The 26158-nt window shown below is 61.4% G+C and carries 27 protein-coding genes and 1 pseudogene; 9 read left to right on the forward strand and 19 right to left on the reverse strand.

Annotated features, from left to right (window positions below):
- Window positions 1–13 precede the first annotated feature (13 nt).
- The 7 genes from cyoA to KO538_RS16585 all read left to right on the forward strand — a co-directional run bounded on the left by cyoA (window position 14) and on the right by KO538_RS16585 (window position 6782).
- Window positions 14–997 (forward strand): ubiquinol oxidase subunit II, encoded by a 984-nt coding sequence (gene cyoA, locus KO538_RS16555; protein ID WP_046682726.1) that lies wholly within the window; start codon window positions 14–16, stop codon window positions 995–997.
- A gap of 84 nt (window positions 998–1081) precedes the next feature.
- Window positions 1082–3085: a cytochrome o ubiquinol oxidase subunit I gene (gene cyoB, locus KO538_RS16560; RefSeq protein ID WP_046682725.1), complete on the forward strand. Its 2004-nt coding sequence runs from the start codon at window positions 1082–1084 to the stop codon at window positions 3083–3085.
- Window positions 3078–3716: a cytochrome o ubiquinol oxidase subunit III gene (gene cyoC / locus KO538_RS16565; RefSeq protein WP_034748055.1), complete on the forward strand. Its 639-nt coding sequence runs from the start codon at window positions 3078–3080 to the stop codon at window positions 3714–3716. The genes cyoB and cyoC overlap by 8 nt, the downstream gene beginning before the upstream one ends.
- Entirely contained in the window at window positions 3713–4099 is a 387-nt protein-coding gene (gene cyoD / locus KO538_RS16570; protein WP_034748058.1) for a cytochrome o ubiquinol oxidase subunit IV, read from the forward strand. Before cyoC ends, cyoD begins: the two co-directional genes overlap by 4 nt.
- Entirely contained in the window at window positions 4096–4923 is an 828-nt protein-coding gene (locus tag KO538_RS16575; protein WP_219328997.1) for an SURF1 family protein, read from the forward strand. Before cyoD ends, KO538_RS16575 begins: the two co-directional genes overlap by 4 nt.
- Entirely contained in the window at window positions 4907–6256 is a 1350-nt protein-coding gene (locus KO538_RS16580) for an ATP-binding protein (RefSeq protein ID WP_219328998.1), read from the forward strand. The genes KO538_RS16575 and KO538_RS16580 overlap by 17 nt, the downstream gene beginning before the upstream one ends.
- The gene (locus KO538_RS16585) at window positions 6246–6782 is read left to right on the forward strand and encodes a response regulator transcription factor (protein ID WP_034748067.1); all 537 of its coding nucleotides are present in this window, start codon (window positions 6246–6248) and stop codon (window positions 6780–6782) included. Before KO538_RS16580 ends, KO538_RS16585 begins: the two co-directional genes overlap by 11 nt.
- A 61-nt stretch (window positions 6783–6843) precedes the next feature.
- Here KO538_RS16585 and KO538_RS16590 read toward each other — a convergent pair whose 3' ends face one another.
- Entirely contained in the window at window positions 6844–7386 is a 543-nt protein-coding gene (locus KO538_RS16590) for a phosphodiester glycosidase family protein (protein WP_219328999.1), read from the reverse strand.
- A gap of 78 nt (window positions 7387–7464) precedes the next feature.
- Between KO538_RS16590 and KO538_RS16595 the strand changes: the two genes are divergently transcribed.
- Window positions 7465–9063 carry a hybrid sensor histidine kinase/response regulator gene (locus tag KO538_RS16595; RefSeq protein WP_219329000.1) on the forward strand — a complete coding sequence of 533 codons (1599 nt, stop codon included), beginning with the start codon at window positions 7465–7467 and terminating at the stop codon, window positions 9061–9063.
- A 21-nt stretch (window positions 9064–9084) separates the two neighbouring features.
- On the opposite strand, the gene KO538_RS16600 is transcribed toward KO538_RS16595, so the two are convergent.
- The 12 genes and pseudogenes from KO538_RS16600 to KO538_RS16655 form a co-directional block, all read right to left on the reverse strand.
- Window positions 9085–13098: a response regulator gene (locus tag KO538_RS16600; protein WP_219329001.1), complete on the reverse strand. Its 4014-nt coding sequence runs from the start codon at window positions 13096–13098 to the stop codon at window positions 9085–9087.
- 8 nt (window positions 13099–13106) lie between these two features.
- Entirely contained in the window at window positions 13107–14264 is a 1158-nt protein-coding gene (locus tag KO538_RS16605) for a two-component system response regulator (RefSeq protein WP_051959249.1), read from the reverse strand.
- Between the two features lie 600 nt (window positions 14265–14864).
- Complete coding sequence (locus KO538_RS16610) at window positions 14865–16406, reverse strand: IS66 family transposase (RefSeq protein ID WP_219329002.1); 1542 nt, start codon at window positions 16404–16406, stop codon at window positions 14865–14867.
- Between the two features lie 29 nt (window positions 16407–16435).
- Window positions 16436–16783, reverse strand: a pseudogene (tnpB, locus tag KO538_RS16615) (IS66 family insertion sequence element accessory protein TnpB).
- A complete protein-coding gene (locus tag KO538_RS16620) occupies window positions 16780–17211 on the reverse strand; it encodes a transposase (protein WP_257620411.1) in 432 nt (143 codons plus the stop codon). Before KO538_RS16620 ends, tnpB begins: the two are co-directional and overlap by 4 nt.
- Before the next feature lie 7 nt (window positions 17212–17218).
- The gene (locus KO538_RS16625) at window positions 17219–17707 is read right to left on the reverse strand and encodes a hypothetical protein (RefSeq protein ID WP_219329003.1); all 489 of its coding nucleotides are present in this window, start codon (window positions 17705–17707) and stop codon (window positions 17219–17221) included.
- Window positions 17708–18391 (reverse strand): hypothetical protein, encoded by a 684-nt coding sequence (locus KO538_RS16630; protein ID WP_070302340.1) that lies wholly within the window; start codon window positions 18389–18391, stop codon window positions 17708–17710. It lies immediately after the preceding gene.
- Window positions 18392–18640: 249 nt separating this feature from the next.
- Window positions 18641–19354: a hypothetical protein gene (locus KO538_RS16635; protein WP_219329004.1), complete on the reverse strand. Its 714-nt coding sequence runs from the start codon at window positions 19352–19354 to the stop codon at window positions 18641–18643.
- A 161-nt stretch (window positions 19355–19515) separates the two neighbouring features.
- A complete protein-coding gene (locus KO538_RS16640; protein ID WP_219329005.1) occupies window positions 19516–20100 on the reverse strand; it encodes a hypothetical protein in 585 nt (194 codons plus the stop codon).
- 28 nt (window positions 20101–20128) lie between these two features.
- Window positions 20129–20623, reverse strand: a complete 495-nt coding sequence (locus KO538_RS16645; RefSeq protein WP_080698461.1) for a GNAT family N-acetyltransferase — start codon at window positions 20621–20623, stop codon at window positions 20129–20131.
- 14 nt (window positions 20624–20637) lie between these two features.
- Complete coding sequence (locus KO538_RS16650; RefSeq protein WP_034748073.1) at window positions 20638–20988, reverse strand: hypothetical protein; 351 nt, start codon at window positions 20986–20988, stop codon at window positions 20638–20640.
- Window positions 20989–21148: 160 nt separating this feature from the next.
- A complete protein-coding gene (locus KO538_RS16655) occupies window positions 21149–21319 on the reverse strand; it encodes a hypothetical protein (RefSeq protein ID WP_161781473.1) in 171 nt (56 codons plus the stop codon).
- An 84-nt stretch (window positions 21320–21403) separates the two neighbouring features.
- Between KO538_RS16655 and KO538_RS16660 the strand changes: the two genes are divergently transcribed.
- On the forward strand, window positions 21404–21637 hold the full coding sequence (locus tag KO538_RS16660) for a hypothetical protein (RefSeq protein WP_219329006.1): 234 nt from the start codon (window positions 21404–21406) through the stop codon (window positions 21635–21637).
- Here KO538_RS16660 and KO538_RS16665 read toward each other — a convergent pair.
- The 6 genes from KO538_RS16665 to KO538_RS16690 form a co-directional block, all read right to left on the reverse strand.
- Entirely contained in the window at window positions 21630–22274 is a 645-nt protein-coding gene (locus tag KO538_RS16665; RefSeq protein WP_257620412.1) for a hypothetical protein, read from the reverse strand. The genes KO538_RS16660 and KO538_RS16665 overlap by 8 nt on opposite strands.
- 56 nt (window positions 22275–22330) lie before the next feature.
- Window positions 22331–22696, reverse strand: coding sequence for a hypothetical protein (locus KO538_RS16670; RefSeq protein WP_219329007.1), 366 nt, complete (start codon window positions 22694–22696; stop codon window positions 22331–22333).
- 26 nt (window positions 22697–22722) lie between these two features.
- Window positions 22723–23526: a phosphonate ABC transporter, permease protein PhnE gene (phnE, locus tag KO538_RS16675; RefSeq protein WP_219329008.1), complete on the reverse strand. Its 804-nt coding sequence runs from the start codon at window positions 23524–23526 to the stop codon at window positions 22723–22725.
- Window positions 23523–24335 (reverse strand): ABC transporter permease, encoded by an 813-nt coding sequence (locus KO538_RS16680; RefSeq protein WP_072454139.1) that lies wholly within the window; start codon window positions 24333–24335, stop codon window positions 23523–23525. The genes phnE and KO538_RS16680 overlap by 4 nt, the downstream gene beginning before the upstream one ends.
- A gap of 11 nt (window positions 24336–24346) precedes the next feature.
- The gene (locus tag KO538_RS16685) at window positions 24347–25159 is read right to left on the reverse strand and encodes a phosphonate ABC transporter ATP-binding protein (RefSeq protein WP_219329009.1); all 813 of its coding nucleotides are present in this window, start codon (window positions 25157–25159) and stop codon (window positions 24347–24349) included.
- 131 nt (window positions 25160–25290) lie between these two features.
- Window positions 25291–26157 (reverse strand): putative selenate ABC transporter substrate-binding protein, encoded by an 867-nt coding sequence (locus tag KO538_RS16690; protein ID WP_219329010.1) that lies wholly within the window; start codon window positions 26155–26157, stop codon window positions 25291–25293.
- Window position 26158 lies beyond the last annotated feature (1 nt).

The following is a 26158-nucleotide window of genomic DNA, read 5'->3' on the forward strand; positions in this document are numbered from 1 at the left end:
TGGACTTTCCTGTATGTTTTCATTAAAAGTTCGTCGCGGACTGCTTCTTTTACCTCTCGCATTGTTGGCTGGTTGCAATACGGTGGTACTGAATGCGTCTGGTGACATCGCAGTTCAGCAAGGCAATTTGATTGTCATCTCGACATTGCTGATGCTGTTGATTATCGTTCCGGTAATCGCCCTGACCCTGCTTTTCGCATGGCGCTATAGAAAAAACAACACCGCGGCCAAATACGAGCCGGACTGGGACCACTCGACTCGCCTCGAGCTGATTATCTGGGGCGCGCCCCTGTTGATCATTATCGTGCTGGGCCTGCTGACCTGGATCAGTACCCACACCCTCGATCCATACCGCCCATTGAGCCGTATCGACGCCAACCGTCCTATTCCTGCCAGCCACAAGCCGATGATCGTCGAAGTCGTGGCCCTGGACTGGAAATGGCTGTTCATCTACCCGGAGCAAGGCATCGCTTCCGTGAATGAACTGTACGCGCCTGTCGATCGTCCAATCCGCTTCAAGATCACCGCGTCGTCCGTCATGAACTCGTTCTTCATCCCCGCACTGGCAGGTCAGATCTACGCCATGCCGGGCATGGAAACGCAGTTGAATGCCGTCATCAACAAGCCTGGTGTCTACAAGGGCTTCTCCGCGAACTACAGCGGTGCCGGTTTCTCGGGCATGCGCTTCAAGTTCCACGGTGTCAATGATGCGGACTTCGACAAATGGGTGGAATCGGCACGTGCCGGTGGCGGCGCGCTGAACCGCGACGACTACCTGTCGCTGGCCCAGCCTAGCGAACGCGATCCGGTCCGCCGCTACAGCGCCGTGCCAAACGACCTGTACAAGGCAATCCTGAACCGCACCATCGTTTCCGACGCCCTGTGCGTGACGCCGGTCCAGCCATATAAGTTGACGATGGCAAATAGCCCGGTAGCGGCCGTAACGGCAGTAGTCGCTAGCGATGCAGTGGTTGAAAAGGGCGTTCAAGCCAAGTAACAACTGCATGAATCCCGCAGCGCATTGCGCTGCAGATACTGGCGCCGTTTGCCTGGCGCCTCCCTTTTTTCTCTGAGAGTAACAATGCTAGACCATATTGATCTGACGAAGCTTATATTCGGCCGTCTGACTTGGGATGCAATTCCATTTCACGAACCTATCCTGCTGGTGACCTTTGCCATGGTTGCCCTGGGCGGTATCGCACTCGTTGCGGCACTGACGTATTTCCGCGTCTGGGGTACCCTGTGGCGCGACTGGATCACCAGTATCGACCATAAAAAAATCGGTATCATGTACATGATCCTGGGTCTCGTCATGCTGCTGCGCGGCTTTGCCGACGCGCTGATGATGCGTACCCAGCAGGCTGTCGCCTTTGGCGACAATGCCGGCTTCCTGCCACCGCATCACTACGACCAGATCTTCACCGCTCACGGCGTGATCATGATCTTCTTCGTCGCGATGCCTTTCGTGACGGGTCTGATGAACTACGTGGTGCCGCTGCAAATCGGCGCGCGCGACGTGGCTTTCCCATTCCTTAACAACTTCAGCTTCTGGATGACCACCATGGGCGCCGCCCTGGTCATGGCGTCGCTGTTCGTCGGCGAATTCGCCCGCACGGGCTGGCTGGCGTATCCACCGCTGTCGGGCATCGTCGGCAGTCCGGACGTGGGGGTAGACTATTACATCTGGTCCTTGCAGATTGCCGGGGTCGGGACGCTATTGTCCGGTGTCAACCTGATCGCCACCATCGTCAAGATGCGCGCGCCAGGCATGACCTGGATGAAAATGCCCGTCTTCACCTGGACGGCACTGTGCACCAACATCCTGATCGTCGCCGCTTTCCCGGTGCTGACGGCTGTGCTGGCCATGCTGTCGCTGGACCGCGTTGCAGGCTTTAACTTCTTCACGACGGAACTGGGCGGCAACGCCATGATGTACGTCAACCTGATCTGGATCTGGGGTCACCCGGAGGTCTACATCCTGATCCTGCCGCTGTTCGGCGTGTTCTCGGAAGTCGTCGCCACGTTCAGCAGCAAGCGTTTGTTCGGCTACGCCTCGATGGTGTACGCCACGTGCGTCATCATGATCCTGTCGTACCTGGTATGGCTGCATCACTTCTTCACCATGGGTTCGGGCGCCAGCGTCAACTCCTTCTTCGGCATCACGACGATGATCATCTCGATCCCGACGGGCGCGAAGATCTTCAACTGGCTGTTTACCATGTACCGCGGCCGTATCCGTTTTGAACTGCCCATGCTGTGGACGATCGGCTTCATGGTCACCTTCACCATCGGCGGCATGACCGGCGTATTGCTGGCCGTACCACCAGCTGACTTCGTGCTGCACAACAGCCTGTTCCTGATCGCCCACTTCCATAACGTGATTATCGGCGGCGTGGTCTTCGGTGTCTTCGCTGCGATTAACTACTGGTACCCGAAAGCCTTCGGCTACAAGCTCGACGTGTTCTGGGGCAAGTGCTCGTTCTGGTTCTGGTTCGTCGGCTTCTACCTGGCCTTCATGCCGCTGTACGTGCTGGGCCTGATGGGCGTGACCCGTCGTGTCAATCACTTCGAAGATCCATCGTTGCAAATCTGGACCATCATCGCCTGGTTTGGCGCTGTCTCGATCGCACTGGGTATCGGCTCCATGCTGATCCAGTTCTTCGTCAGCTACCGCAACCGTCACGCTCTGCGCGACGTGACCGGTGACCCATGGGGCGGCCGTACGCTGGAATGGTCGACGTCGTCGCCACCGCCAGACTATAATTTCGCCTTCACGCCACAAGTGCACGAACTCGATGCATGGACTGACATGAAGAAACACGGTTACCAGCGTCCGACGTCCGGTTTCACGAAGATCCACATGCCGAAGAACACCTGGGCTGGTTTCGTGATCGCCGCACTGTCCGCACTGGTCGGTTTTGGCCTGATCTGGCAAATGTGGCTCGTCGCCAGCATTGGCTTCGTGATCATGATGGTTACCATCATCGTCCATACCTTTAACTACAAGCGCGATTACTACATTCCTGCGGAAGAAGTGGTCCGTACCGAAGACGCTTATACTAAATTGCTGAGCAGCCATGTCTGATACCATCGCCCATAACACCGGCGCCGCTGGCGCCGCACCAAGCACGCGCAGCTACTTTGTGCGCGAGCACCACCCGGAAAACGGCAGCCTGCTGGGTTTCTGGCTCTACCTGATGAGCGATTGCCTGATCTTCGCCTGTCTGTTCGCCACGTACGCCGTGGTCGGCCGCAGCTACGCGGACGGCCCGACGGGCGCCGCGCTGTTCGATCTGCCGCTGGTGGCCGTCAACACGGCCATGCTGCTGCTGTCGTCGATCACCTACGGCTTCGCCATGCTGGCCATGCAGCGCAAGCAATTGCGCAGCACCCTGGTCTGGCTGGGCATCACGGGCCTGTTCGGCCTGGCCTTCCTGTCGCTGGAAATGTATGAATTCGTTCATCTGATCCACGAAGGCGCCGGTCCGCAACGCAGCGCGTTCCTGTCGTCGTTCTTCGCGCTGGTCGGTACCCACGGCTTGCACGTGACGTTCGGCGTGATCTGGCTCGTGACCTTGATGTTCCAGTTGAACAAGCATGGCCTGACCCCGGAAAACGGCCGCCGCATGATGTGCCTGTCGCTGTTCTGGCACTTCCTGGACGTCATCTGGATCGGCGTCTTCACCTTTGTCTACCTGATGGGAGTGCTGCCATGAGCGACCACCACACACACGGCGATAGCCACCACCATGACAACCACGATCATGGCAGCCTGAAAAGCTACACGATCGGTTTCATCCTGTCGGTGATCCTGACGGCCATTCCTTTCTGGCTGGTGATGACGAAAGCCATCACCAACTCGGGCACCATGGGCCTGGTCCTGCTGGCGTTCGCGGCTGTTCAAGTGGTGGTACACATGGTGTACTTCCTGCACATGAACACCAAGTCCGAAGGCGGCTGGAACATGATGGCGCTGATCTTCACCATCATGATCGTGGGCATTGCCATGGCCGGCTCCCTGTGGGTCATGTACCACATGAACCACAACATGATGCCGGATCTGATGCCTGAGTACATGCATACGAAAACGGCTCCATGATGAGTAATACGCGCCCAAGCAACACCGGGCGCGCCCCTGGCGCCGCATCGCAAGATGCCGCGCCAGGCCCACGCGGCATGGCTGTGCGCTACGCATTGGCCTTGCTGGCGGGGATCTTGTTTGCCGGTTTCTGTGCCTTGGGCACCTGGCAAGTCAAGCGCCTGTTCTGGAAGCTTGACCTGATCGAGCGCGTCGAACAACGCGTACATGCGCCCGCAACGGACGCACCTGGACCCGCAGCCTGGGCCAGCATCACGCAGCAAACGGACGAATACCGCCATGTGCGACTCTCCGGTACCTATCTCCCCATTTTTAATACCCTGGTGCAAGCAACGACGGCACTGGGCAGCGGTTACTGGCTGATGACGCCATTGCGTCTGGCCGATGGCAGCACCGTGCTGGTCAACCGCGGCTTCGTGCCGAAACGCGAAGGCATCGCCGCCAGCACGCCGGCCGGCATCGTGCACGTCGACGGCTTGCTGCGCGTCAGCGAGACGGGCGGCGGTTTCTTGCGCGAAAACAGTCCTGCCACGCAGCACTGGTATTCGCGCGACGTGGCCGCCATTGGCGCCTCGCACATGCTGACCAACGTGGCGCCATATTTTGTCGACGCAAAGGCAAAATCGGAAATGGCCAGCGACGCACCGGTCGGCGGCCTGACCGTGATTTCCTTCCACAACAACCACCTCGTGTACGCCCTGACGTGGTTCGCGCTGGCCCTGATGGTGGCCGGCATCACGTGGTGGATCGTGCGCGAAGACAAGCGCCGCCGCGCGCGCCGTCGCGCCGGCACGCAAGAGAGCGACCATGCCGGGCAGGATTGAGATCCTGCCCAACCGCGAAGTGTTAGAGCGCGGCGCGGTGGCGGCCGAGATGGAACATCCGGCCGGCCACCAGAACATGAAGCTGCTGATCCAGCTGCGCTGGCTGGCCGTGATCGGCCAGATCAGCACGATCTTCGGCGTGGGCGTGGGACTGGGCATCGCCTTGCCCGTGCCCTACATGCTCGAAGTGCTGTCCTGCCTCATCGCTTTTAACCTTGCCAGCCTGTTGCGCTGGCACGAACGCCAGCCCGTCTCCAACACGGCGTTGTTCCTCGCGCTGCTGGTCGACGTCACCGTGCTGACGGCCCAGCTCTACCTGAGCGGCGGCATCAGCAATCCGTTTGCCTTCCTGTACTTATTGCAAGTCATCCTCAGCGCCGTCCTGCTGGAAGTGTGGTCGACGTGGATCATGGTGGCCATCACGAGCCTGTGCCTGGCCGGCCTGGCCTTGCTGCCCGGCCCCTTGATTCTGCCGATCGACCCCGAGCGGGGCTTTTCCAGCCTGTACGTGCAAGGCTTGCTGATCTGTTTCATCCTGAACGCCGCCTTGCTGGTGGTATTCATCACGCGCATCAACCGCAACCAGCGCGCCGGCGACGCCAAGGTAGCGGACTTGCGCCAGCGCGCGGCGGAAGAAGAGCACATCATCCGCATGGGCTTGCTGGCATCGGGCGCCGCGCACGAGCTGGGCACGCCGCTGGCGACCCTGTCCGTCATCCTCGGCGACTGGCGCCGCATGCCGGAACTGAGCAAGAACAGCGAATTGCTGGAAGAAATCACGGAAATGCAGGCCCAGTTGCAGCGCTGCAAGAGCATCGTCAGCGGCATTTTATTGTCGGCGGGCGAGGCGCGCGGGGAATCTTCCGTAAAAACGACGATCAATACCTTCCTCAATGACCTGGTCGACGAGTGGCGCACCAGCCGCCCGATCCAGGGTTTCGAGTACGATAACCGCATCGAGCAAGACGTGCCCGTCGTCTTCGATTCAACCCTGAAACAGACCATCTGCAATGTGCTCGACAATGCGCTGGAAGCGTCGCCCGAGTGGCTGCGTTTCGAAGCGACGCGCGAAGCGGACGCCTTGCACCTGGTCATTACCGATGCGGGCCCCGGCTTCGAACCGTCGATGCTGACGCACCTGGGTAAACCGTATCAAAGCAGCAAGGGCAAGCCCGGCGGCGGCCTCGGTTTGTTCCTGGTGGTCAATGTCGCGCGTACCCTGGGCGGCACGGTGACGGCACGCAACCGGGTGCAGGGCGGGGCGGTGGTGCACCTGGCCTTGCCGCTGGCGGCCATCAAACTGGAAAGAGAAAGCGACCACCATGCAGGATGACCGTCTGTTACTGATCGTGGAAGACGATGCCGCGTTTGCCCGCACCCTGGGCCGCTCGTTCGAACGGCGCGGCTACCAAGTCATCCTGGCCACCAATTTCGACGAAGCGAGCGCCTTGCTCGAGCAGCATTGTCCCGACTACGCCGTCGTCGACCTGAAACTCAATGGCAATACGTCGGGCCTGGCCTGCGTGCAGATGCTGCACCAGCACGATCCGGACATGCTGATCGTCGTGCTGACCGGCTACGCCAGCATCGGCACGGCCGTCGAAGCCATCAAGCTGGGCGCCTGCCAGTACCTGGCGAAACCGTCGAACACGGACGACATCGAAGCGGCCTTCGGCCACGTGGCCGGCAATGCCGACATCGAACTGACGAACCGCGCTACCAACATCAAGACCCTGGAATGGGAACGCATCCACGAAATGCTGGCCGAGACGGATTTCAATATCTCGGAAACGGCCCGCCGCCTCGGCATGCACCGGCGTACATTGGCGCGCAAGCTGGAGAAGCAGCGGGTGAAGTAAGGCGTTTCCCTGCAAACCTCGCCTGATAAAACCGCGAAGTGTGGCGCGAGCCGGAGTGTTGTTATTTTTGACGCCTGCCCCGATACGGGAGTGAGTGGATGACCAGGGCACTGGGAATGACAGCATCGACGTTGCCAAAGATACGGGTACCATTTTCGTCCTTGAGCATCATTCCTGAATCGACGTCTCCGTCAAGATTGAGGACGGCATTCAGGCCGGTGCCCAGGGCGCCACCCGGGCGAAGTATCTCCGCCAGATCAAACAGTGAGGCGCTCGTCGTCTGTATCAGGTACACCCATCCCTTTTGATCGATACCCACCAGCGAGCGTACGGCCCTGACCGATTGTTGCGACTTGCGTATGCCGTTCACACCATTTTTTTCAATGACCATTGGGCCGGATTGAATGGCAGACAGGCAGTCGGTCGTGGCGATGTCGCTGATTTCATCGATGGCGATGCGTCCATCGCGGTGGATGCAGAGTAAGCGTCTGCCCAGTGACGTCTTGGCTAGTTGCAGGATTTGATCGATGATGGCGTCACAGCGATTGACGTTTTTATACAGCCTGGGCCAGAAGCCGACCTTGACGGCTTGAAATGCTTTCATTTCAAATCGATAAAAAAATGCCGCATAATAAATGAAACGGTGTGCTACCCCACGTAGCAGGCCTCACATGGGGGAGACATGGCACAAGTGCTGAGAATACTGGTGGTTGATGATGTTGAAACAATGCGCAAGGTCACGGCTGGCCAACTGGCCTCGCTTGGCCACGGATCGGTGGATCTCGCAGCCGATGGCTCTGAAGCTTGGCGCATGATTGAGCGCAAGCGTTATGATTTGGTGATCTCCGACTGGAATATGCCGGCGTTGACCGGCATCGCCCTACTGCAGATGATTCGTTCCAGTCCGCGCCATGTGCACATGCCGTTCATTATGATCACCGCCGAGGCCGAGCGCAGCCGCATCGAAACGGCCATCAGCAGCGGTGTCAGCGACCTGCTAGTCAAACCCTACACGGCGGGCCGGCTGGCCACCAGCATCAAGCGGGCGATGGCGCATCAGGTTGCAGCACCGGCGCCGGATAAGGAAACGAACATCGACGCGCCGCAGGCCGCCACACCCGTGGACGATGTGATCGTCAAGCCACCGGCGGCGGTCCATTTACAATCAAGGGAACCGTTGCCTCCGACATTGCTCCTGGTCGACGACACCGCTGACAACTTGTACGTGCTGGCCAATGTGTTCAAGGGCCGCTACCGCATCAAGGCAGCGCACAACGGCGAGAAAGCACTGGCCTTGTGCTGTGGCGACACGCCGCCAGACCTAGTGCTGCTGGACGTGATGATGCCCGGCATGGACGGTTTTGAAGTGGCGCGCCGCATGCGCGAGCATCCCAGCGCAGAAAATGTACCCATCATCTTCGTCACCGCCCTTACCGACGACGCCGCGCGCCTGCAAGGCATGGAGTTGGGCGCGGTGGACTTCATTACCAAGCCAATCGACCCGGCCCAGCTGAAGCTGCGGGTCGACAACTTCATGCGCTACGTCGAGCTGCGCCGCCACTTGCAGACCGACTACGATAATATGCTGGCCATCGCCCGCCTGCGCGATGACGTTGAGGCCATGACGCGGCACGACCTCAAGGGGCCGCTAGCCGGCGCCATCGGCATCGTGCAGTCGCTGATCGACGCCGCCGACCTGGACCGACGACAACTTGAGAATTTGCGGCTGGCGGAGCAGGCCATGCTGCAGGTGACCGACATGGTCAACCTGTCGACCGAGCTGTACAAGATCGAGACGGAAAAATACGTACTCCATGCAGCGCCGCTTCCCATCAGCGACATGCTGCGGCGGGTGGTGGAGACGGCACGCGCCACTTACGCGGGCAAGCAGTTGGTACTGGCGGTCGACACCGATTTCGATGTCGGCACCGACGCCCCGCTGGCACTGGGCGATGCCATGCTGACCTATTCGCTGCTGAATAATCTGATCAAGAACGCCTGCGAGGCAGCGCCCGAGCGCACCCGCGTCATCGCCACGCTGTACGCCGGAAGCCCGCTGCGCATCGAGATCGTCAACAAGGGTGTGATCCCGGAACCGATACGCGAACGCTTCTTCGACAAGTTCGTCACCGACGGTAAGTCCGGCGGCACCGGCCTAGGCACGTATTCGGCGCGCCTGCTGGCGCGCGCGCAGTATGGCGAGGTGGCCTTCGCCGTCGATGACGGGCTCCAGACCACCACCCTGATCGTCAGCCTGCCGTCGGCGGCGCCGCCGGCCTGAGGCGAATCGCGCCCTTGCTTGTCAGGCTGGCTGCACCACGGCATCAAGCGCTTCCAGCGCAGCGTCGAAGTCGAAGCGTTCAATTGCCTGGCTGACTTTGCGCAGCTGTCGCGCCAGCGGGTGGCCGGCGGCTTGCGATTCCAATGTCTCCAGCACATCCAGCGCGGCGGTGTCGCTGTCGGCCAGCAGCTTGCGCAGCTGGGCAAGTGTGGCGGCCGCGTCCGGCGGCAGGGCGGGAGCCGCTGCGATGGCCCTGGCCCGGGTGTTCTCTGCCGCTGCAGTATAGTTGCCCAGTGCGGCCAGGCCGAGCAGCACCGGCGCCAGTTCGTTTTCGACCGCTGTCAGCAACGCGGCCAGTTCGGCCTCGGCTACGCTGGCTTTGCATGCCAGTTCCAGTGCGGTGGCTGTCGCCGCCACACCTTTGGCGCCGATGTTGCCGGCGGTGCCGCGCAAGGTGTGGGCGACCCGCGCCGCCGCCGTGGGGTCGTCGCTTTGCCGCGCCGCCTCGAAATCCTCCCGCAGTCTGGCGTGGCCGTCGCGGAAGCGCAGCAGCATGCGCAGGTAAAGGTCCTGCCGGCCTATGCTGGTCGCCAGGCCGGCGCGCTGGTCGATACCCGGGAGTTGGGCAGGGAGGGCGTCGGCGGCCGTTTTGTCTTCGGCATCGGGCTGCTCCGCCGGGGGCGCTGCTACAGCCGGCTGCGCCGGGCGGATCCACTTGCTCATGGTGGCGAACATGGAGGCGACGTTCAGCGGCTTGGAGATGTGGTCGTTCATGCCGGCCGCCAGCGCCATTTCGCGGTCGCCGGCCATGGCGTTAGCGGTCATGGCGATGATCGGCAGCTGAGCGTAGCGGGGTTGGGCGCGCAGGCGGCGGGTGGCTTCGTAGCCATCCATCACCGGCATCTGGCAGTCCATCAGCACGCCGTCGAAGGCGGCGGTCCCGGCTTGGGTCAGCAGGTCCAGCGCCTGTTGCCCGTCGCTGACGATGGTGAGCACGATGCCGGCGCTTTCAAGCAGCTCGCGCGCTAGTTCCTGGTTCATGTCGTTGTCCTCGGCCAGCAGCAAGCGGGCGCCGGCCAAGCGGGCCTGGTCGGCCACGCTGCGGTCCTGACGCTCGGCCTGTCGTGTCTCCGCCACCACGCCCTTGCCCAGCACCTCACCAATGGCTTCGAGCAGGGTCGACGGCGTGACCGGCTTGGTCAGCACCGCTGGCAGCGCGATCTTCTGGCGCGCCGCCGCTTCCTGCGCGTCGTCACGGCCGAAGGCCGTCACCATGATGACCGATGGGATGTGGGTCACGGCGCCACTCTGCATGCGTTGCAGCGTCTCGACGCCGTCCATGCCTGGCATGCGCCAGTCCAGCAACACCAGGTCGTAGGGCAGGCCCTTGCGCTCGGCCTCGACCATAGTGCGCAGCGCGCTGTGGCCGCTGTCGGCGAGGTCCACCTCCAAGCCGAAACTGCGCGCCATGGTCGACAGGATTTCGCGTGCGCTGGCGTTGTCGTCGACCACCAGCACCCGCAGGCCGAGTAGCTCGTCGGCATGGAACATGCGGCGCGGCTGCACCTCGGCCTGGCGGCCGAAGCGGGCGCTGAAGTGGAAGGTCGAGCCATGGCCCGGGACACTCTCGACCCAGACCCGGCCGTCCATCAGCTCCACCAGTTTCTTGGAGATGGCCAGGCCCAGCCCGGTGCCGCCGTACTTGCGCGTGGTTGAGCTGTCGGCCTGGCTGAAGGACTGGAACAGGCGCTCGCACTGTTCGAGCGTCATGCCGATGCCGCTGTCGCGCACCCAGAAGTGCAGCTCGACCTGTTCCCCGGCCTCGGCCGCCAGCTCGACCCCGACCACGATCTCGCCGCGCTCGGTGAACTTGGCGGCGTTGTTGCCGAGGTTGACCAGCACCTGGCCCAGCCGTAGCGAATCTCCCACCAGCGCCGTGGGGAGGTCGGCCGGAGTGGCGAACAACAGTTCCAGGCCCTTGTCCTCGGCCTTCAGGCCGATCATGTTGGCGAAGTTTTCCAGCACGTCCTCCAGCCGGAACGGCGCCTGCTCGATGCTCATCTTGCCCGCTTCGATCTTGGAGAAGTCGAGGATGTCGTTGATGATGCCCAGCAGGTTCTCGGCCGAGCGGTGCACCTTCTCGATGTAGTTGCGCTGTTTTTTGTCGAGATCGGTGCGTAGCGCCAGGTGGCTCATGCCGATGATGGCGTTCATCGGCGTGCGGATCTCGTGGCTCATATTGGCCAGGAAGTCACTCTTGGCACGGGTGGCGTCCTCGGCGATCTCCTTGGCGCGCAGCACTTCGGCCTCCGCCAGCTTGCGGTCGCTGATGTCGCGCACCGAGGCGCACACGCAAACGCCGCGCTCGGCGATAGCCGGCAGCCGCGACAGGCCGATCTCGACCGAGAAGCGGCTGCCATCCTTGCGCATACCGTGCAGGTCGGCGCCTGTCATGCCCATCTGGCGTGCCGTGCCTTGCTCGATGAAACCATTGCGCGAGCCGACGTGGCGCCCGTGCGCCTCCGGCGGCACCAGCGTTTCGATCGGCAAGCCGGCCAACTCGCCGGCCTCGTAGCCGAACAGCTGGTCGAGCTGCGGGTTGGTCATCATGATCAGGCCGTGCACATCGATTACCAGCATGCCGTCCGGCGCAGCCTCGATGATGCCGCGATACCAGGCCTCGGTGGCTTTCAGCACCACCTGCTGCGCTTCGAGTTCGATCGCCATGGCCTGCACCGCGTGGCTGCGTGCCTTGATTTCCAGCGACATCGCCAGTTTGGGCAGCAGCTCGTCCATCAGCACCCGGCCCGATTCGCTGGGAGCGTCGAAGCCGGCCAGCTCCAGCACGCCCATCAGGCGCTCGCCGTGCAGCAGTGGCAGCACCTGCAGGTGGCGTGGGCGCGACCGCCCCAGTTGCGAGTGAATCTGCACGTAGTCGTCCGGCAGGGCGTCGAGCCGGAGCGGCTGGCGGTCCTGCGCGCACTGACCCAGCAGGCCACTGCCCAACGCCAGTTGCGGCGCCGGCGGATGGTCCGGATCGGCGGCGTAGCTGGCGGCAAGGCGCAATGCGGCGGCGTTTTCGTCAAGCAAGTAGAGCGCGCCCTGGCCAGCCTGCACCAGCGGCGCGAGTAGCGTCAACAGGCGCTGCGCGGCCTGGTCAAGGCTGGCCGCTTGCTGCAGTTCGGCCTGGATCGAGGCTTCCTGCGACTTGATCCAGCGCTGCATGTCGAGCTGGCGCGATTCGACCTGCAACTTGGCGATGGCGCGGGCCAGGTCGCCCGTTTCGTTCTGGTAGTCAGTATGCGGAATCACGCTGTCGAGCTGGCCGGCGGCCAGCGCATCGACCGCCTCGCGCAGGCGGTTGACCGGGCGCCGGATCGAGATGCTGATCCACCAGGCGCATAGCAGCGCCACCGCCAGGCCACCGATCAGCAGGGCGTAGGTGAGGGTGCTGCTGGTGAGGGCGAATTGGCGAATCTGGTAGATGGTGCTGCGGGCGTTGGAATCCTTGACGGCGGCGATCTCGGCCATCTGCCGGTCGGCGGTGCGCATCGCGTGCTGGAAGCGCTCGCTGTTGAGCAGGGCGTTGGCTTCGGCGTTGCGGTGCAGCCGCGCCAGTTCGATTGCCTCGTCGGCGATGCGCTCGGCGCGCGCCAGCATGCTTTCAAAGACGTTATGGCGTTGCTGGTTGTCGATGCGCAGCAGGGTGGCGCGGGCCTCGTCGACGGCAAAGTGTAGCTGCTCGCGCGTCTTGTCTAGCTGTTCGAGCGCCTTGTCGACGGCAACAGGGTCCGGGGCGTTGGCCACCTTGTGCAGCATTAGCTCGAAGCGGTTGAGCTGGATGCGGGCCTCCTTGACCTGTACGATGCCGATCATGCCCTCGCTGAGCAGGCGCTGCATGTCGCTACTCAACTGGTCTTGGGTGCGCAGGCTTTGCAACCCCAGCGCCAGGGCCAGCAGCAGCACTGCGCAAAAGCCGGCCGCAAGCTTCTGGCGCAGGCGCAGCCGTTCAAGATAAGCCAGGGGCGAACGCATGCCGGCGCTCACTGTGCAGGCAGGGTGTGTGCGATGGCGGCAGCCTGCTTGGCCATGTCCTGGTCGCTGTCGGCGTAGCGCGCGGCGATCTGCTGGAAGGCGGGCAGGTTGGCCAGGAAGGCGTCGCAGACGTCGGGATCGAAGTGCGAGCCGCGCCCCTCGGCGATGATCTGCACTGCCTTTTCATGCGGCATGCCTTCCTTGTAGACGCGACGACTGATCAGGGCGTCGTAGACGTCGGCCACCGCCATCAGCCGCGCCGAAATCGGGATGGCGTCGCCGGCCAGGCCTTCGGGGTAGCCGCTGCCGTCCCATTTTTCCTGGTGTGAGTAGGCGATCTCCTTGGCCAGGCGCAGGAAGTCGACGTCCATGCCCAGTTGTTGTTCGGCGTGGGCGATGGCGTCGCGCCCGAGCGTGGTGTGGGTCTTCATGATCTCGAATTCCTCGGGTTCGAAGCGGCCAGGCTTGAGCAAGATGCGGTCGGGGATGCCGATCTTGCCGATGTCGTGCAACGGCGCCGACTTGAACAAGAGCTTGATGGTGTCGGGGTCGAGGAAAGCGCGGAAGCGCGGATGCTCGCTCAGATGTTCGGCCAGCACCTTGACGTAGTGCTGGGTGCGGCGGATGTGGTTGCCGGTCTCGTTGTCACGCGTCTCGGCCAGCGAGGCCATGGCGTGGATCGTGACATCCTGGATCGCGCCCAGCTCGCGCGTGCGGCGCTGGACTTCCTGTTCCAGGTACTCGTTCTTGTCGCGCAGGAAGTCGGCCGCGTCTTTGACCTTGAGTTGGGTGCGTACGCGCGCCAGCACCACGGGCGGGCTGATCGGTTTGGTGATGTAATCGGCCGCGCCCAGCTCCAGACCGTGCGTCTCGTCCTCGCTGGAGGCCATAGCGGTCAAGAAGATGATGGGTATGTCGCGCGTGGCCGGGTCGCCCTGCAGTGCCTGCGCCACTTCGTGGCCGGTCATCCCAGGCATCATGATGTCAAGCAGGATGAGGTCGGGCGGCGGTGCATCGCGCGCGATGCGCAGTGCTTTCTCGCCGTTATTCGCTGCTTTGACCGTATAACTATCCTTGAGCAAGTTGGCCATCAACAGAAGATTATCCGGCGTGTCGTCCACGACAAGGATTACAGGCCTGATGGGACGGGTATAAGATGAGTTCATGCCTAAATGCTCCAATCAGGTCCGCACTAATTTGTTGCCTAGACTATATCTGTGTCCTGTGTGCAAGTAAACCGCATATTAGTTTTGCTATGCGAATCGCTCCCGTCCTACACTACATTCTCCGATCTCTAGGTATATATGGATTGCTCATCACTCAACATTTCGAAAATGACAGTGTGGGGAGGGTGCGCTTAGGGAGACCTCTGCCGCCAAGCTGAACTTCTGCTTTGAGGCCAGGCTGTGTGGAAACGCAGAAAAATTCTGGTTCTTCAAAAATCGGCCTCTCAAAACGCGCGCTACCCCGTTTTCTCGGTGGCGGGAATGGTAACCCTACCCACAAATATTTTGAGATTTGAAGTTTTCACCCAGCCTGGGGCGGAACCAGCCGCTCCCTGCCTCTGCTGGTGGCGTTACGGAAGTTGTCAGTTCAGGGACGACGTCGTTCGCAGCCATTTCGTTATCCCTTTGGATTAGTCGCAGCTATTCAGCGAAAAATCGTCGCAGCTTTTAGCAAAATCAAGTTGGCCTAGCCCTGTGCCGCAATACCTTTCGTCGCGTTTATTTCAGAAAGTCACAACACCGCTGGGAAGCGGCGTGATCTCAAAGGGCTGCTGGCAGCTTGCAGTTCCAAGGCAAGAAGTCATCAACCCGGTTGACGGGATGATCGGTGATATGCGTCAGCACGTGACGCAACCAGGCTTCGGGTGCGACACCGTTCAGCTTGGCCGTGCCGATCAACGAGTAGATTGCGGCGGCCCGTTCGCCGCCGCTGTCGGCGCCGGCGAACAGATAGTTGCGCCGACCAATGGCGACACCACGCAAGGCGCGTTCGGCCGCCGAGTTGTCAATCTCGATGGCGCCGTCGTCGCAGTAGCGCAGCAGCGCCGGCCAGAGCTTGAGCGCGTACAGGATCGCCGCCGCCGTGTCGGACTTGCGCGACAGCGTATCGAGCGTGGAGCGCAGCCAGTGCTCCAAGTCCTCGAGCAGCGGGCGCGAGCGGGCTTGCCGAACTTGTCGTCGTTCGTCGGGCGGCTTGCCCCGGATCTCGGCCTCGATCACATAGAGCTCGGCGATCCGGCGCAGCGCCTCGGTGGTCAGCGGCGTCGCGCGCGCCGCGTGCAGGTCGTGGAATTTACGCCGCGCGTGCGCCCAGCAAGCCGCTTCCTGGATCGTGCCGTCTTCGAACAAAGCGTTGAAGCCAGCGTAGGCATCGGCTTGCAGCACGCCATCGAACTTGGCCAAGTGGGTTTGCGGATGGATGCCCTTGCGGTCGGGCGTGTAGCCAAACCAAACCGCCGCTGGCGTGGTGTCGCCGGCGGGCCGGTCATCGCGCACGTAAGTCCACAGACGGGCCGTCTTGGTTTTGCCATTGCCGGGCGCCAGCACCGGGATCGGCGTGTCGTCGGCATGCAGCTTCGACGCCGTCAGCACGTGGCGGCGAATGGCATCGACCAACGGACGCAGCAATGCGCTAGCGGCGCCGACCCAGTCCGCCAGCAGCGCACGATCGAGGTCGACGCCTTCGCGGGCGTAAATGACGGCCTGGCGGTACAGCGGCAGATGATCGGCGAACTTCGCAACCAGCACATGCGCCAGCAGGCCGGGGCCGGCGATGCCGCGCTCAATCGGCCGGCTTGGCGCCGGCGCCTGGACGATGGCGTCGCAGCAGGAGCACGCCAGTTTCGGACGAACATGGCGGATCACGCGGAAGCTGGCCGGCACGAACTCCAGTTGCTCGGCCACGTCCTCGCCCAGCGGCCGCAGGCCGCCGCCACAAGCCGGGCAAGCATCGGCCGGCGGCGCATACACCTTTTCGTCTCGCGGCAAATGATCGGGCAACGGCCGGCGCACAGACTTCTTTCGCGGCGCCTGGTCGGCCGCCGGCATCTCGCGCGCCGCCTCGGCCTCGTCGGCTTGCAGGTCTTCCAGTTGCAGCTCCAGCTGCTCGATTTGATGATCCAGCTTTTCCGATTTGCGGCCGAATTGCATGCGCCGCAATTTGGCGATCTGCAGCTTGAGGTGCTCGATCTCGACGGCGCGCGTGTTCAGCTGTTCGCGCAGCCCTTCAACCACCTCGTTTTGAGCGAGCAGCAGCACCTTCAAGGCGGCGATGTCGTTGGGCAGGTCGGCTGGGCTGAGCATGTGCCAAGTTTACGCGAGCCTTGTGTCGTTTACAAGGCCGACGTTGGTCTCCAGGTCCGTTCCGGCCGCCGCCAGTCGATGCCTTCAAGCAGCATCGACAGTTGCGCCTGCGTCAACGCCACCGAACCGTTGGTAGCCTGCGGCCAGATGAAGCGACCACGCTCAAGCCGCTTGGCCAGCAGGCACAGGCCATCGCCGCTCCATCACAGGAGTTTGATGAGGTCGCCGCGCCGGCCCCGGAACACGAATACGTGGCCGCTGAACGGATCTTCCTCCAGCGCCGTCTGCACTTTGGCAGCCAGGCCGTTGAAGCCGGAGCGCATGTCGGTGGTGCCGGCGGCAAGCCATACCTTGGTGCCGGCGGGCAGGCCGATCATCGTAGAACCCGATCGAGCACCTGCGCCAGCGCGGCCGCGTTGGGCTGGCCTTCGATTCGCACGCGCACTTCGCCCAGCTCCAGCATGATCGTGCCGTCGGCGTCGGCGTCGGCGTCGGCGGTGGAGTTGCCCGGAGCAGGCGCCGTTGGCGCCAGCACCACTGGCAATAGGCCATCGTCGCGAATCAACGCAGGCACGCCGAGGCGTCCTTGTTGATAGAGGCGGCGCCAGCTAAACACCTGGTTGGCGTTGACGCCGTGTTCGCGTGCAATGCGAGCCACCGAGACGCCCGGTTCCAGCGACAACGCCACCAATGCGCGCTTGAACTCTAAAGAATGCTGCCGATAATGGCCGCGCGCATTCGTCGAAGTGATTGGTTGAAAATTTGTGTCCATAATCAGAATTTGTGGGCACAAATGCTGTGCCAAAATTCGATCATGAATGACGGTGGTCAGGGAGTCCAGACGGCGCTGGGAAGACGCTTACGATGCAGATGACCCCTCTGATTTTTGTTGAATCGTTGATGATTTTCGAGGTATGTTTGCCTTCGGATAAAATCAAGCCGGTCGGTATCGGCTTGATGAGGGAGCGCGTGTAGCCACCGTTAATTGCCGCAGCAGGAGTAATCAGGCGCATCACTTCTCGCAGGCTAAAGGCGATCTGCATGGAATTCTTGTCATGCGGATTGGACAAGTAGCGCACGTCAACGACCGATATGCGCACCAGCGCGGGATTGACACGGATAAGGTGAAAATCCACGGAATCGGCACTGCTTTTGTTCACCGCGACCGTTGCGTCGCTGATCTCTATGCCGGGCGCCACTTTTTTGTACTGCAACGGAATGCCTGCACTTGCCGATGGCATTGCAATGGTCGCCAGCACCGAGATGCCCAGGTAAACAAGTTGCCTTTTGAAATGGGACATTTATTGTTGCCTCATTTTTTTGTTTCTGACGATAATGACGCACGTAATGATGACATCCTTGTTCTGCACATCGGTTGGACTGATCGATAGCAGATGCAAGTTGGGCAATCTTTTATGTTTGGAAAACTGGTCAAAGTTGAGTTTTTTGGCTAGCGAGATATTCAAAACGGGACGGCTCATTGGAATGGAATGATCGGAACCTCCGTCGTCATCGATCGGTTTCTGGTCCACGGTTGCCACATATCGAAAGTCTAGTTGTTCTGTGTCGACGTAGATGGTCAGTTCAACTTCCTGCTCGGGAGTCGAATAGAAAGGGATATTGTTGTCATTGAATTTGCCCCTGGCCGGCAGAATCATCACCTTCGTATAGCCGGAGTCCACATGATCATGCAGGAAGTCCAGAACGTTGGTTTTCAAGGCAGTCGATTCCTTGCTATCCGTATCGGTGCTCAATTTCAGCAATTCTTCCCGTATCAGCGATGGTGGATAGATATATTTTACGATCGGTGTAAAAATGAGTTCTTTGTATCCAATCCCCATGAATCCTAGCGCTCCAAGTAGAAATGTCAATGTGCCAATTTGTGCGGCCAGGAGTTTTAATTTGCGTTTGACGTACAGTTCCATCTGGGCATTAAAGTCTGCATCCTTCTGGCTGGAATCACGCTCGTTGCTGGATGCTTCCATGGGGCGCTCCGGAAGTAAAATAAGGACGGCAGCAAAGGAATACGAGCAATCAATGTCTCCAAAAAACGGTTGCAGCCATGGGGCGCTACATCCGTGGTTAATTCTTGCAGCTGCAGCTGCTTTGGTGCTGATAAATATCTAGATATCCTGCTAAACGGGGGCTATTTCCTGTTTCCATGCGCGGCTCGCCAGCAGCAAGATCATTGAAAAACGCGGCAGGCAATATGGCGACAATGCAGGGTACGCAGGCTAATTGTTATCGAATGTCAGTTCGATCATACTGTCGTCGCTCCAATCCTGCTCCCGCAACGGCGGCGTGAACGACGAACCGCTGAAGGGCACGGGCGCGCTTTTGCCGTTGTAGCTGATGGTCGCGGCCGTGATGCGCCGTGGTTCGGAAAAGCTATAGGTTCCCTTTTGCGACACGAAATTGCAGGGTCCGCCCAATGCGCCCATCGCCGTGCGCATCGCAAAGGGCAGGGTGTCCTTGTCGATGGCCCAATGGACTTCGCACGCCAGCCGCAGGTCGCCCAGGCGGCGGATGGTGTCGCTGGCCGCCGCGCTCCTGACGTAGGGAATCCACCTGACCGAGCCCGCCCCGCGGTTCACGGTCAGCTCGGCCTTCTCATACAGCAGCCCCTGTTCGACGGGCAAGGTGAAGATATTGCGCTCCCCCATCGGTATGGCCATAGCCGCGTCATCGCTTTCCAGCCGCAGCGCGATGGCGTGCATGTCGACGTCGGCACGGCGCGGCTCCAGGATGAAGCGCAGCTGCGCGCCTGGCGCCAGCGCATGTTTTTCCTCGAAGCGCTTGACGCCCTTGAGCATGGCACTGTAGGGCTTCCAGTCCGGGTCGCGGATGCCCTTTACATTGACGGACGCCGCGACATCCTGAGCGGATGGCTCCGTGGCTTGCGCCGTATCCGCCTGGGCCTGTACCGCGGCGCCGTATAAACACAGCATAAGACCAGCTATTGCACGCATATTCATCCTGTTCATTTGAATCCCAAGTAATCTCACCTTGGCAGAGTGTAGAAAAAAACACAGGCGCCAGGTGGTTTTTAAGACAGGATGTCAATCGGGATGAATGGAGTGCTTGAAATCGCGTTTATCCGGATTCACCATCAATGATCCGCAGCTTGCACGGCGGCGCCCGATGTGACCAGGACTTCATGTTCATAGGCGCCCAGATGGCCGTAATGGCCTTTGGGACTGAGATAACCGGCAATATGCACGCGCGGCTGCTCATAGCTTGAATTGGGCGCCACCAGGCCGACGTCCCGCCACGCGACGCTGCCGAAGGAGTTGAACCACCATGCGCCGGCGTCACCGTCCAGGTCAGCATGGGCCGGTTGGAAAACGCTCTTTTCAAAGCCCCGCGACCAGACGCCATCGCGCTCGATGGCACGGTAGCCATAGCCTGCCATGATGTTGATCCGTTCGGACGGATGATCGCGCCAATAGCGTTGGCCATTCACGTAGGCATCTCGCATGGCGGCCGATTGCGTCACGATGCCGCCGGAGGGATGGGTCAAGCCTTGAAAGAACCATTGCGCGTAGTCGGCTGGCGGCGTGGATGCTTGCTTGTCCGCCGCCTGTGTTTGCGCAAACGCATGGGCATATTCAAGAACGATATCGGGAATATTCGCTGCGCTCGCCTTGCCGGCAAGGGCGGTCAATATCAGGAGTGTGGAAATAGATCGCAGCATCACTTTGCACCTTTGTACTGATTAATACCTATGCCGGCGCCAGCCACTCCATCTTCTGCACCTGGATATGCGGATGGCTTTCCAGCGCTTCCCACTCCGGTAAAAAGACAAAGCCCTGTTTCCGGTAAAACGCGGCCGCGCGTGCATTTTCCGGTGCCACGTCGAGCACCAGCCGACGATGGCCATTGCCGACAGCGCATTGTTTCACGGCGTCGACCAGGCCTTGCGCTACGGCCATGCCCCGATATTCGCGATGCACCCACATGGCGATCAGGTGGCACTCGCCATTGCCGGCCACCACTTGCGCGGCCAGGCCGATGGGGTGTTCTCCATCAAAGGCGAGGAAAAACGTGCGCTGGGGCGTGCTGGTGGCGCGCTGCTGCCAGTCGGCATCGGAAAAACCGGCGGCGCTGGCGTGGCTGGCGCCAAAGGCCGTGGGCGCGTCGAGCAGGGCGGCCAGACGCGTGGACTTCAGTGCCGGCCAGTCGGCGGCGGTGGTGGGGCGGATGATAATGTGATTCAATTCTGCGACTTTCCCTAACTGGACGGTGCGTCCGTGGACGATGAAATCTTTTTGTACGCTTCCGCCAGCATCGTGACTGTCGCCACGTCGTTCACGCTGCGTGCTTCGATGACCGTTTCGCCCGCGGAGATGGTGACATCGCCGTTCGCATAGCTGGCGGGAAAGCGCCGCTCCGTGATCTTGTTGCTGATGACATTGCGCGTATAGCGCAACGCCACGAGCCGCTCGCCTTCCTGCTTGATGACGATATAGTTCGGGACGGTGGTGCGTTCCAGTTTCCAGGTGCCGATAAAGTCTTCGACAGGCGCGGCGCTGGCGTGCAGCGAGCAGCAGGCGGCCAGGACGCCCAGGAGCAGCTTTTTCATGGTATTGACAGCCTATGCAAGAGTGGCCTGCAGCGCAGGAAAATACGTCACATATGCTTGAATGGCGTGGCGCCTGTCCTTGGGATGGTGCCCGTCATTGAAGTATCTGGCAATATTAACAGGATCACCGCGTTGCTTGCCGCCGCTCGCATAATTTTGCTCACGCCGTGTCGTATGCACGTCCTGACAATTCCAATAGCGCCTTGGCCTGGGCTACCACCAGCAAGGCTGCGCGATAAAAGGCATCGGGCGAGGAGCTGATATCGTCGATCAGGACTTCCGTGATCCACAAGCCGCTGCTTGCCAGATATTGCGGAAAAGCGCCGCTCATTCCCTCGTGCAAGCCTTGCAGAATGGCGGCCTGGTATTCCTCGGGACACGCCACCCTCCAACGGATGCCAGCTTCCTGATTATCATGAAATTGAATACGCAATCCTGCCGTACGGAAGCGCCCGCCCAGGTGCTGGCTGAACCAAGCGAGGTGTTCTATCTGCAGGGGAACCTTGCTGTGCTGATTTGTCATGCAGGCAAGTCGATGTCAGCGTTTGGCATTAATGGCTGGATGGTAGTTGAGGCTGCCAGGCATCGGAAAAAACCGGCCGCGCCGGCGTGGCTGCTGGTGGTGGTGCGTATCAGCATGCTCAATTGAAGACGATCGCCGTCTTGTGCTCGATGCTGAGCCGGCATGCCTCGTAAGCGGCCAGCCAGGCGACCAGTTCGCGCTCCAGGCCGTCCTCCGCGTCGATGCGCGCATTGATGCGCGCTGCTTCTTCATCGCTCAGTTCGTCACCCAGCAGGAAGATGCCCAGCGCGGGCGCGACCGTGACCAGTTCAGCGCGCAGGCTGTACGAGGAGCCCAGCATGCCGCCCAGCAGCGCGTGTTCCTCATCGGCAAAAATGACTTCCTCGAAGACAAGAGGGAAATAAAAACCTTCGCAATCGGAATGGCAGATCAGGTGGCTGTCAAAGTCATCCTGCGCGGCATCGAGCACCGGATCCTCCGTTGCATCCTCGCCGTCGGCCAGTGGCGTGGCACGCCATTGCGCATCGAGGCGCGCATGGGCATACGCGCGGCGCAGGGTGTGCAGGAAGCTGTATGGAAAGGAATCGAGCATGACGCGCGAGTCCAGTTGCGGCAGCGCAGCTGGTTCGTTGTGCTGTGGCAATCCCGCCTTTTGCAGCAGCAGATTGGCTTCCTCCAAAGCGGTGACGAGCCACTGCGCGCCTTCCGGGTCTTCTTCCAGCAGGTCGGCAAGGGCGCCGACCGAAATTGCCAATCCCATCATGAACTCCTCTAGTTGCAGCTGCGCATCAGTCTAAACCATTTGCCTTTGATCATCATTTACGATTGATCCCACACTTCGATGGTCAGCAGTTGACCGGGCTTACAGGCGGCGATGCGGTCCTGGTGCACGGTAATGCAGCCGGGCCAGCCTGTGAGCCGGTCCTGCGGAAATTCGCCATCCTGCGCTTCGGCGATGCCCGCCTGCAGCAGGGGCACGACGACGTTCGCCAGCGCCGTGTAGCGGTTGGGAAAGCCGTTCGACGACAGCTGGGTTGCCTTGCCATCGTGGCACAGCTGGGCGATCCAGTCGGCGCCGAACAGGCCCGCTTCCCACGTGGCGAGAAAAGCGTCTTTGTTGACTTTCGTCATGTCGGCCATTTGCTCCGGCGTGTCTGTCGAGATAATGGTCCACCAGCCTGACATGGGTTTTCCTTGTGAAAAGTAAAAAATTAACGGGTCATGGCGCGGCGCAGCAGGTAGCTGAGGCCATCGACGGCGGCCACCATCAGCAGCATGGCGACGATGACGGTAGCGGCGTTTTGCATCTGGAACAGCGACAGATGGTATTTCAGCATTTGCCCCAGGCCGCCAGCACCGACGACGCCGAGAATGGCGGCGGCGCGGATATTGTTTTCCCAGCGGTACAAGGTGTACGACATCATCTGCGGCCCGCACTGGGGCAAGGTGGCGTACAGGAACGCCACGGCAGGACGCGCGCCATTGATGCGCAAGGTGGCGGCGGGCAAGGGCGGGCAATTCTCAAACGCATCGGCAAACAATCGGCCCAGCACGCCCATCGTATGCAGCGCCAGCGCCAGGGTGCCCGCGAACGGGCCCAGGCCGGCGGCGATCAGCAGAATCGAAGCCCATACCAGTTCGGGAATCGAGCGCAGCACGTTGAGTATCGCGCGCGTGGCATTGCGCGCCAAGCGACCAAAGCGGCCGCTGGCGGGCAGGGCCAGCAGCGCGCCCACGAGTGCCGCGATCACCGTGCCGATGGCCGACATGGCCAGGGTCTCGAACGTGGCGACGCCCACTTTCATGAGGAAGTTCGGCGCCAGCTCGGGCGGGGCGAAGCCGTACAGGAAGTCGGCGCTCGTGCGCACGGCGTCGGCGCTGAAGAATTCGCCCCATTTCAGGGGCAGGGTGGCGAAGCTGGCGATGACCAGCAGCAGCAAGCCGGCCAGCAAGGCCCAGGTCGACCAGCGCACGGGCGACGGGGTGGGCAGCATGGCGTCAAGGTGATGCTTCATGCCAGCCTCCGGCGCAGCATGGCGGACACGGCGTCGGCGCCCGCCACCAGCAGCACGAACACCATCAGCATGGTGGCCAGTTCGCTGCCCGCCATCATCTTCATCGATTCATCCATGCGCTGGCCCAAGCCGCCCGCGCCGACAAAACCCATGACGACGGAGCCGCGGATCGCGCATTCCCAGCGGTAAATCGTGTACGACACCAGTTCGGCGGCCGACTCGGGCAGGGCGCCGTACAGCAAGGCTTGTAATCTGCCGCTGCCATTGTGGAGCAGGGCGTTGCAGGCGGACGCATCCGACGATTCAAGGATTTCCGCGTAGACCTTGCCCAGCATGCCGCAATAGGTGAGGGCAATGGCGATCACGCCCGCCGTCGGTCCCAGGCCGACGATGCGCACTAATAATAAAGCCCAGACCAGTTCCGGCACGCTGCGCAGCAGCACCAGCAGCGCGCGCACTGCGTGGCGCACGCTGGCAGCCAGCGGCGACACTCGGCCTGAGCCGATGCGCGAAATCGACAGGCGCTCCGTCACCAGCAGGGTCAGTGGGATGGCGCCCAGCATGGCCAGCGCCATGCCGGCCGTGGCCATGGCAATGGTTTCCCAGCTGGATATGGCGACCAGTTGCAGGAATTCCAGCGAGTGGGCGGGCGGCACGAAGCTGGCGATGAATTGCCAGGTGGCGGCCAGGCTTTGCGCATCCCATAAGATCCACGGCTTGAATTCGGCCTGCACCAGCATCGGCCACAGCACGAGCAGCACGACGGCAGCGCCGGTCAGGCGGCCGCGCCAGGCGGGGTCGCGCGGCATGGCGCTGCTCTTCAGCAAAGGGGCCTCGCGGCGTCCAGATTTGTTTCCACGGCCTCGAATTGCAGCGCGTGGTCGGCCTTGTTGCGGTACAGCGCTGCGATCATCGCGTCGCTGACCTTGGCGCCAGGCAAGTCGAAGACAATCTCGCCATCGCGCAGGGCGACGATGCGCGTAAAGCAGGCGCGGGCGATTTCCACCTGGTGCAGGCTGCAGATCAGGGTAGCGTTGCGTTCCGTCGCTTCGGCCTGCAGCACATGGATCGTCTGCAAAGCCAGTGTGGGATCGAGCGCGGACAAGGGTTCGTCGACGAGGAACACTTCCGCATTTGATACGAGCGCGCGGGCCATGCCGCAGCGCTGGCGTTCGCCGCCGGACAGACGGTCGACACGCGCATACAGTTTGTCTTGCAGGTTGAATTTACCGAGCGCTTCCCACGCGGCGCGCGGATCGGCCGGCGCCAGCAGCGAGCGGATAGCCGTCCACAAACTCCATTGCGGCAAGCGGCCCGCCAGCACGGCGTTGACGACCCGCTGGCGCGGCGGCAGCGGCGGCGTCTGCGGCGCCAGGAACAGGCGCGCGCGCAAGCGGTGGCGCGCGGCGCTGGCGACTTGCCAGGGTGAAGTGCCAAGAATGTTCAATGTACCCGATTCCGGGCGCAGCGCGCAGGCCAGGGTGTGCAGCAAGCTGGTCTTGCCAGCGCCGGAAGGGCCGATCAGGGCGATCTGTTCACCTTGGGCCACGTCCAGGCTGAGTTCGCGCAGGGCCAGCGCATTGCCGGGCGCGCCCGCGTGGTGGACGCTGACCTTGTGAAGTTGGAATGTCATGCGATGTTTCGGTTTTTTTTGGGGCGGTGTCGGATTACGCGGCTGCGCCGCTAATCCGACCTACGCCATACAACGGACAGCGTAGGTCGGATTAGTCCGCAGGACGTAATCCGACAGGTTCGGCAATAAAGTTACTTCAACAGCTTCGCATCGCGCGCGGCCGCTTCGATATCCTTGTAGTTCTCGGCCTTGGTCGGGATGAACTTGGTGGCGCGCTGCAGTTCGAGGATTTCCTTGCCTTCGGCCGTAGATGGGTCCAGCGCCAGGAAGGCGTCCGTCAGTTTCTTGCGCACGGCGGGGTTCATGTCGGCGCGCACGCTCCAGTTGTAATCGTAGTAGCCGGGTGTCGTGTAGAACACGCGTACCTTGCTTGGGTCGACTTTTTTCGCTTCGACCAGTTTTTCCCACACGGAGATGTTCAAGGTGCCCGCATCGACCTTGCCGCCGGCCACTGCCGCCACGGTGGCGTCATGCGCGCCGGAAAACGCGATGCGCTTCATGTCCGTGTCAGGATTGATCTTGGCTGCCAGTAAGTAGTAGCGTGGCATCAAGTGGCCCGAGGTCGACGATTCCGAACCGAACGTGAAATTCTTGCCTTTCAGGTCCGACAACTGGTTGATGTCCTTGCTGGTGGTCACAAAAACCGAGCGGAATTTCGTGTCTTCCTCGCGCTGCACCAGCGGGACGATCTTGCCGCCGCTGCGCACGTTCGCTTGCACGAAAGTAAAACCGCCGAACCAGACCATGTCGAGCTTGTTATTGATCAAGCCTTCCACGGAGGCCGCATAATCGGTGACGGGCGTAAATTCCACTTTCATGCCCAGCTTTTTCTCCAGGTAGCTGCCCAGCGGCTTGAACTTGCGCTGCAATTCCGTCGGCGCTTCGTCGGGAATGGCGGACACGCGCAACACTTGCTGCGCTTGCGCCAGGCCGCTGTGGATGGCCAGGGTGGCGGCGACGGTGGCCAGGATGGCGGGAAATTTCGAGAATGTGGTCATG

The organism is Janthinobacterium sp. NKUCC08_JDC (assembly GCF_019345575.1).
Taxonomy (GTDB): domain Bacteria; phylum Pseudomonadota; class Gammaproteobacteria; order Burkholderiales; family Burkholderiaceae_D; genus Janthinobacterium; species Janthinobacterium aestuarii.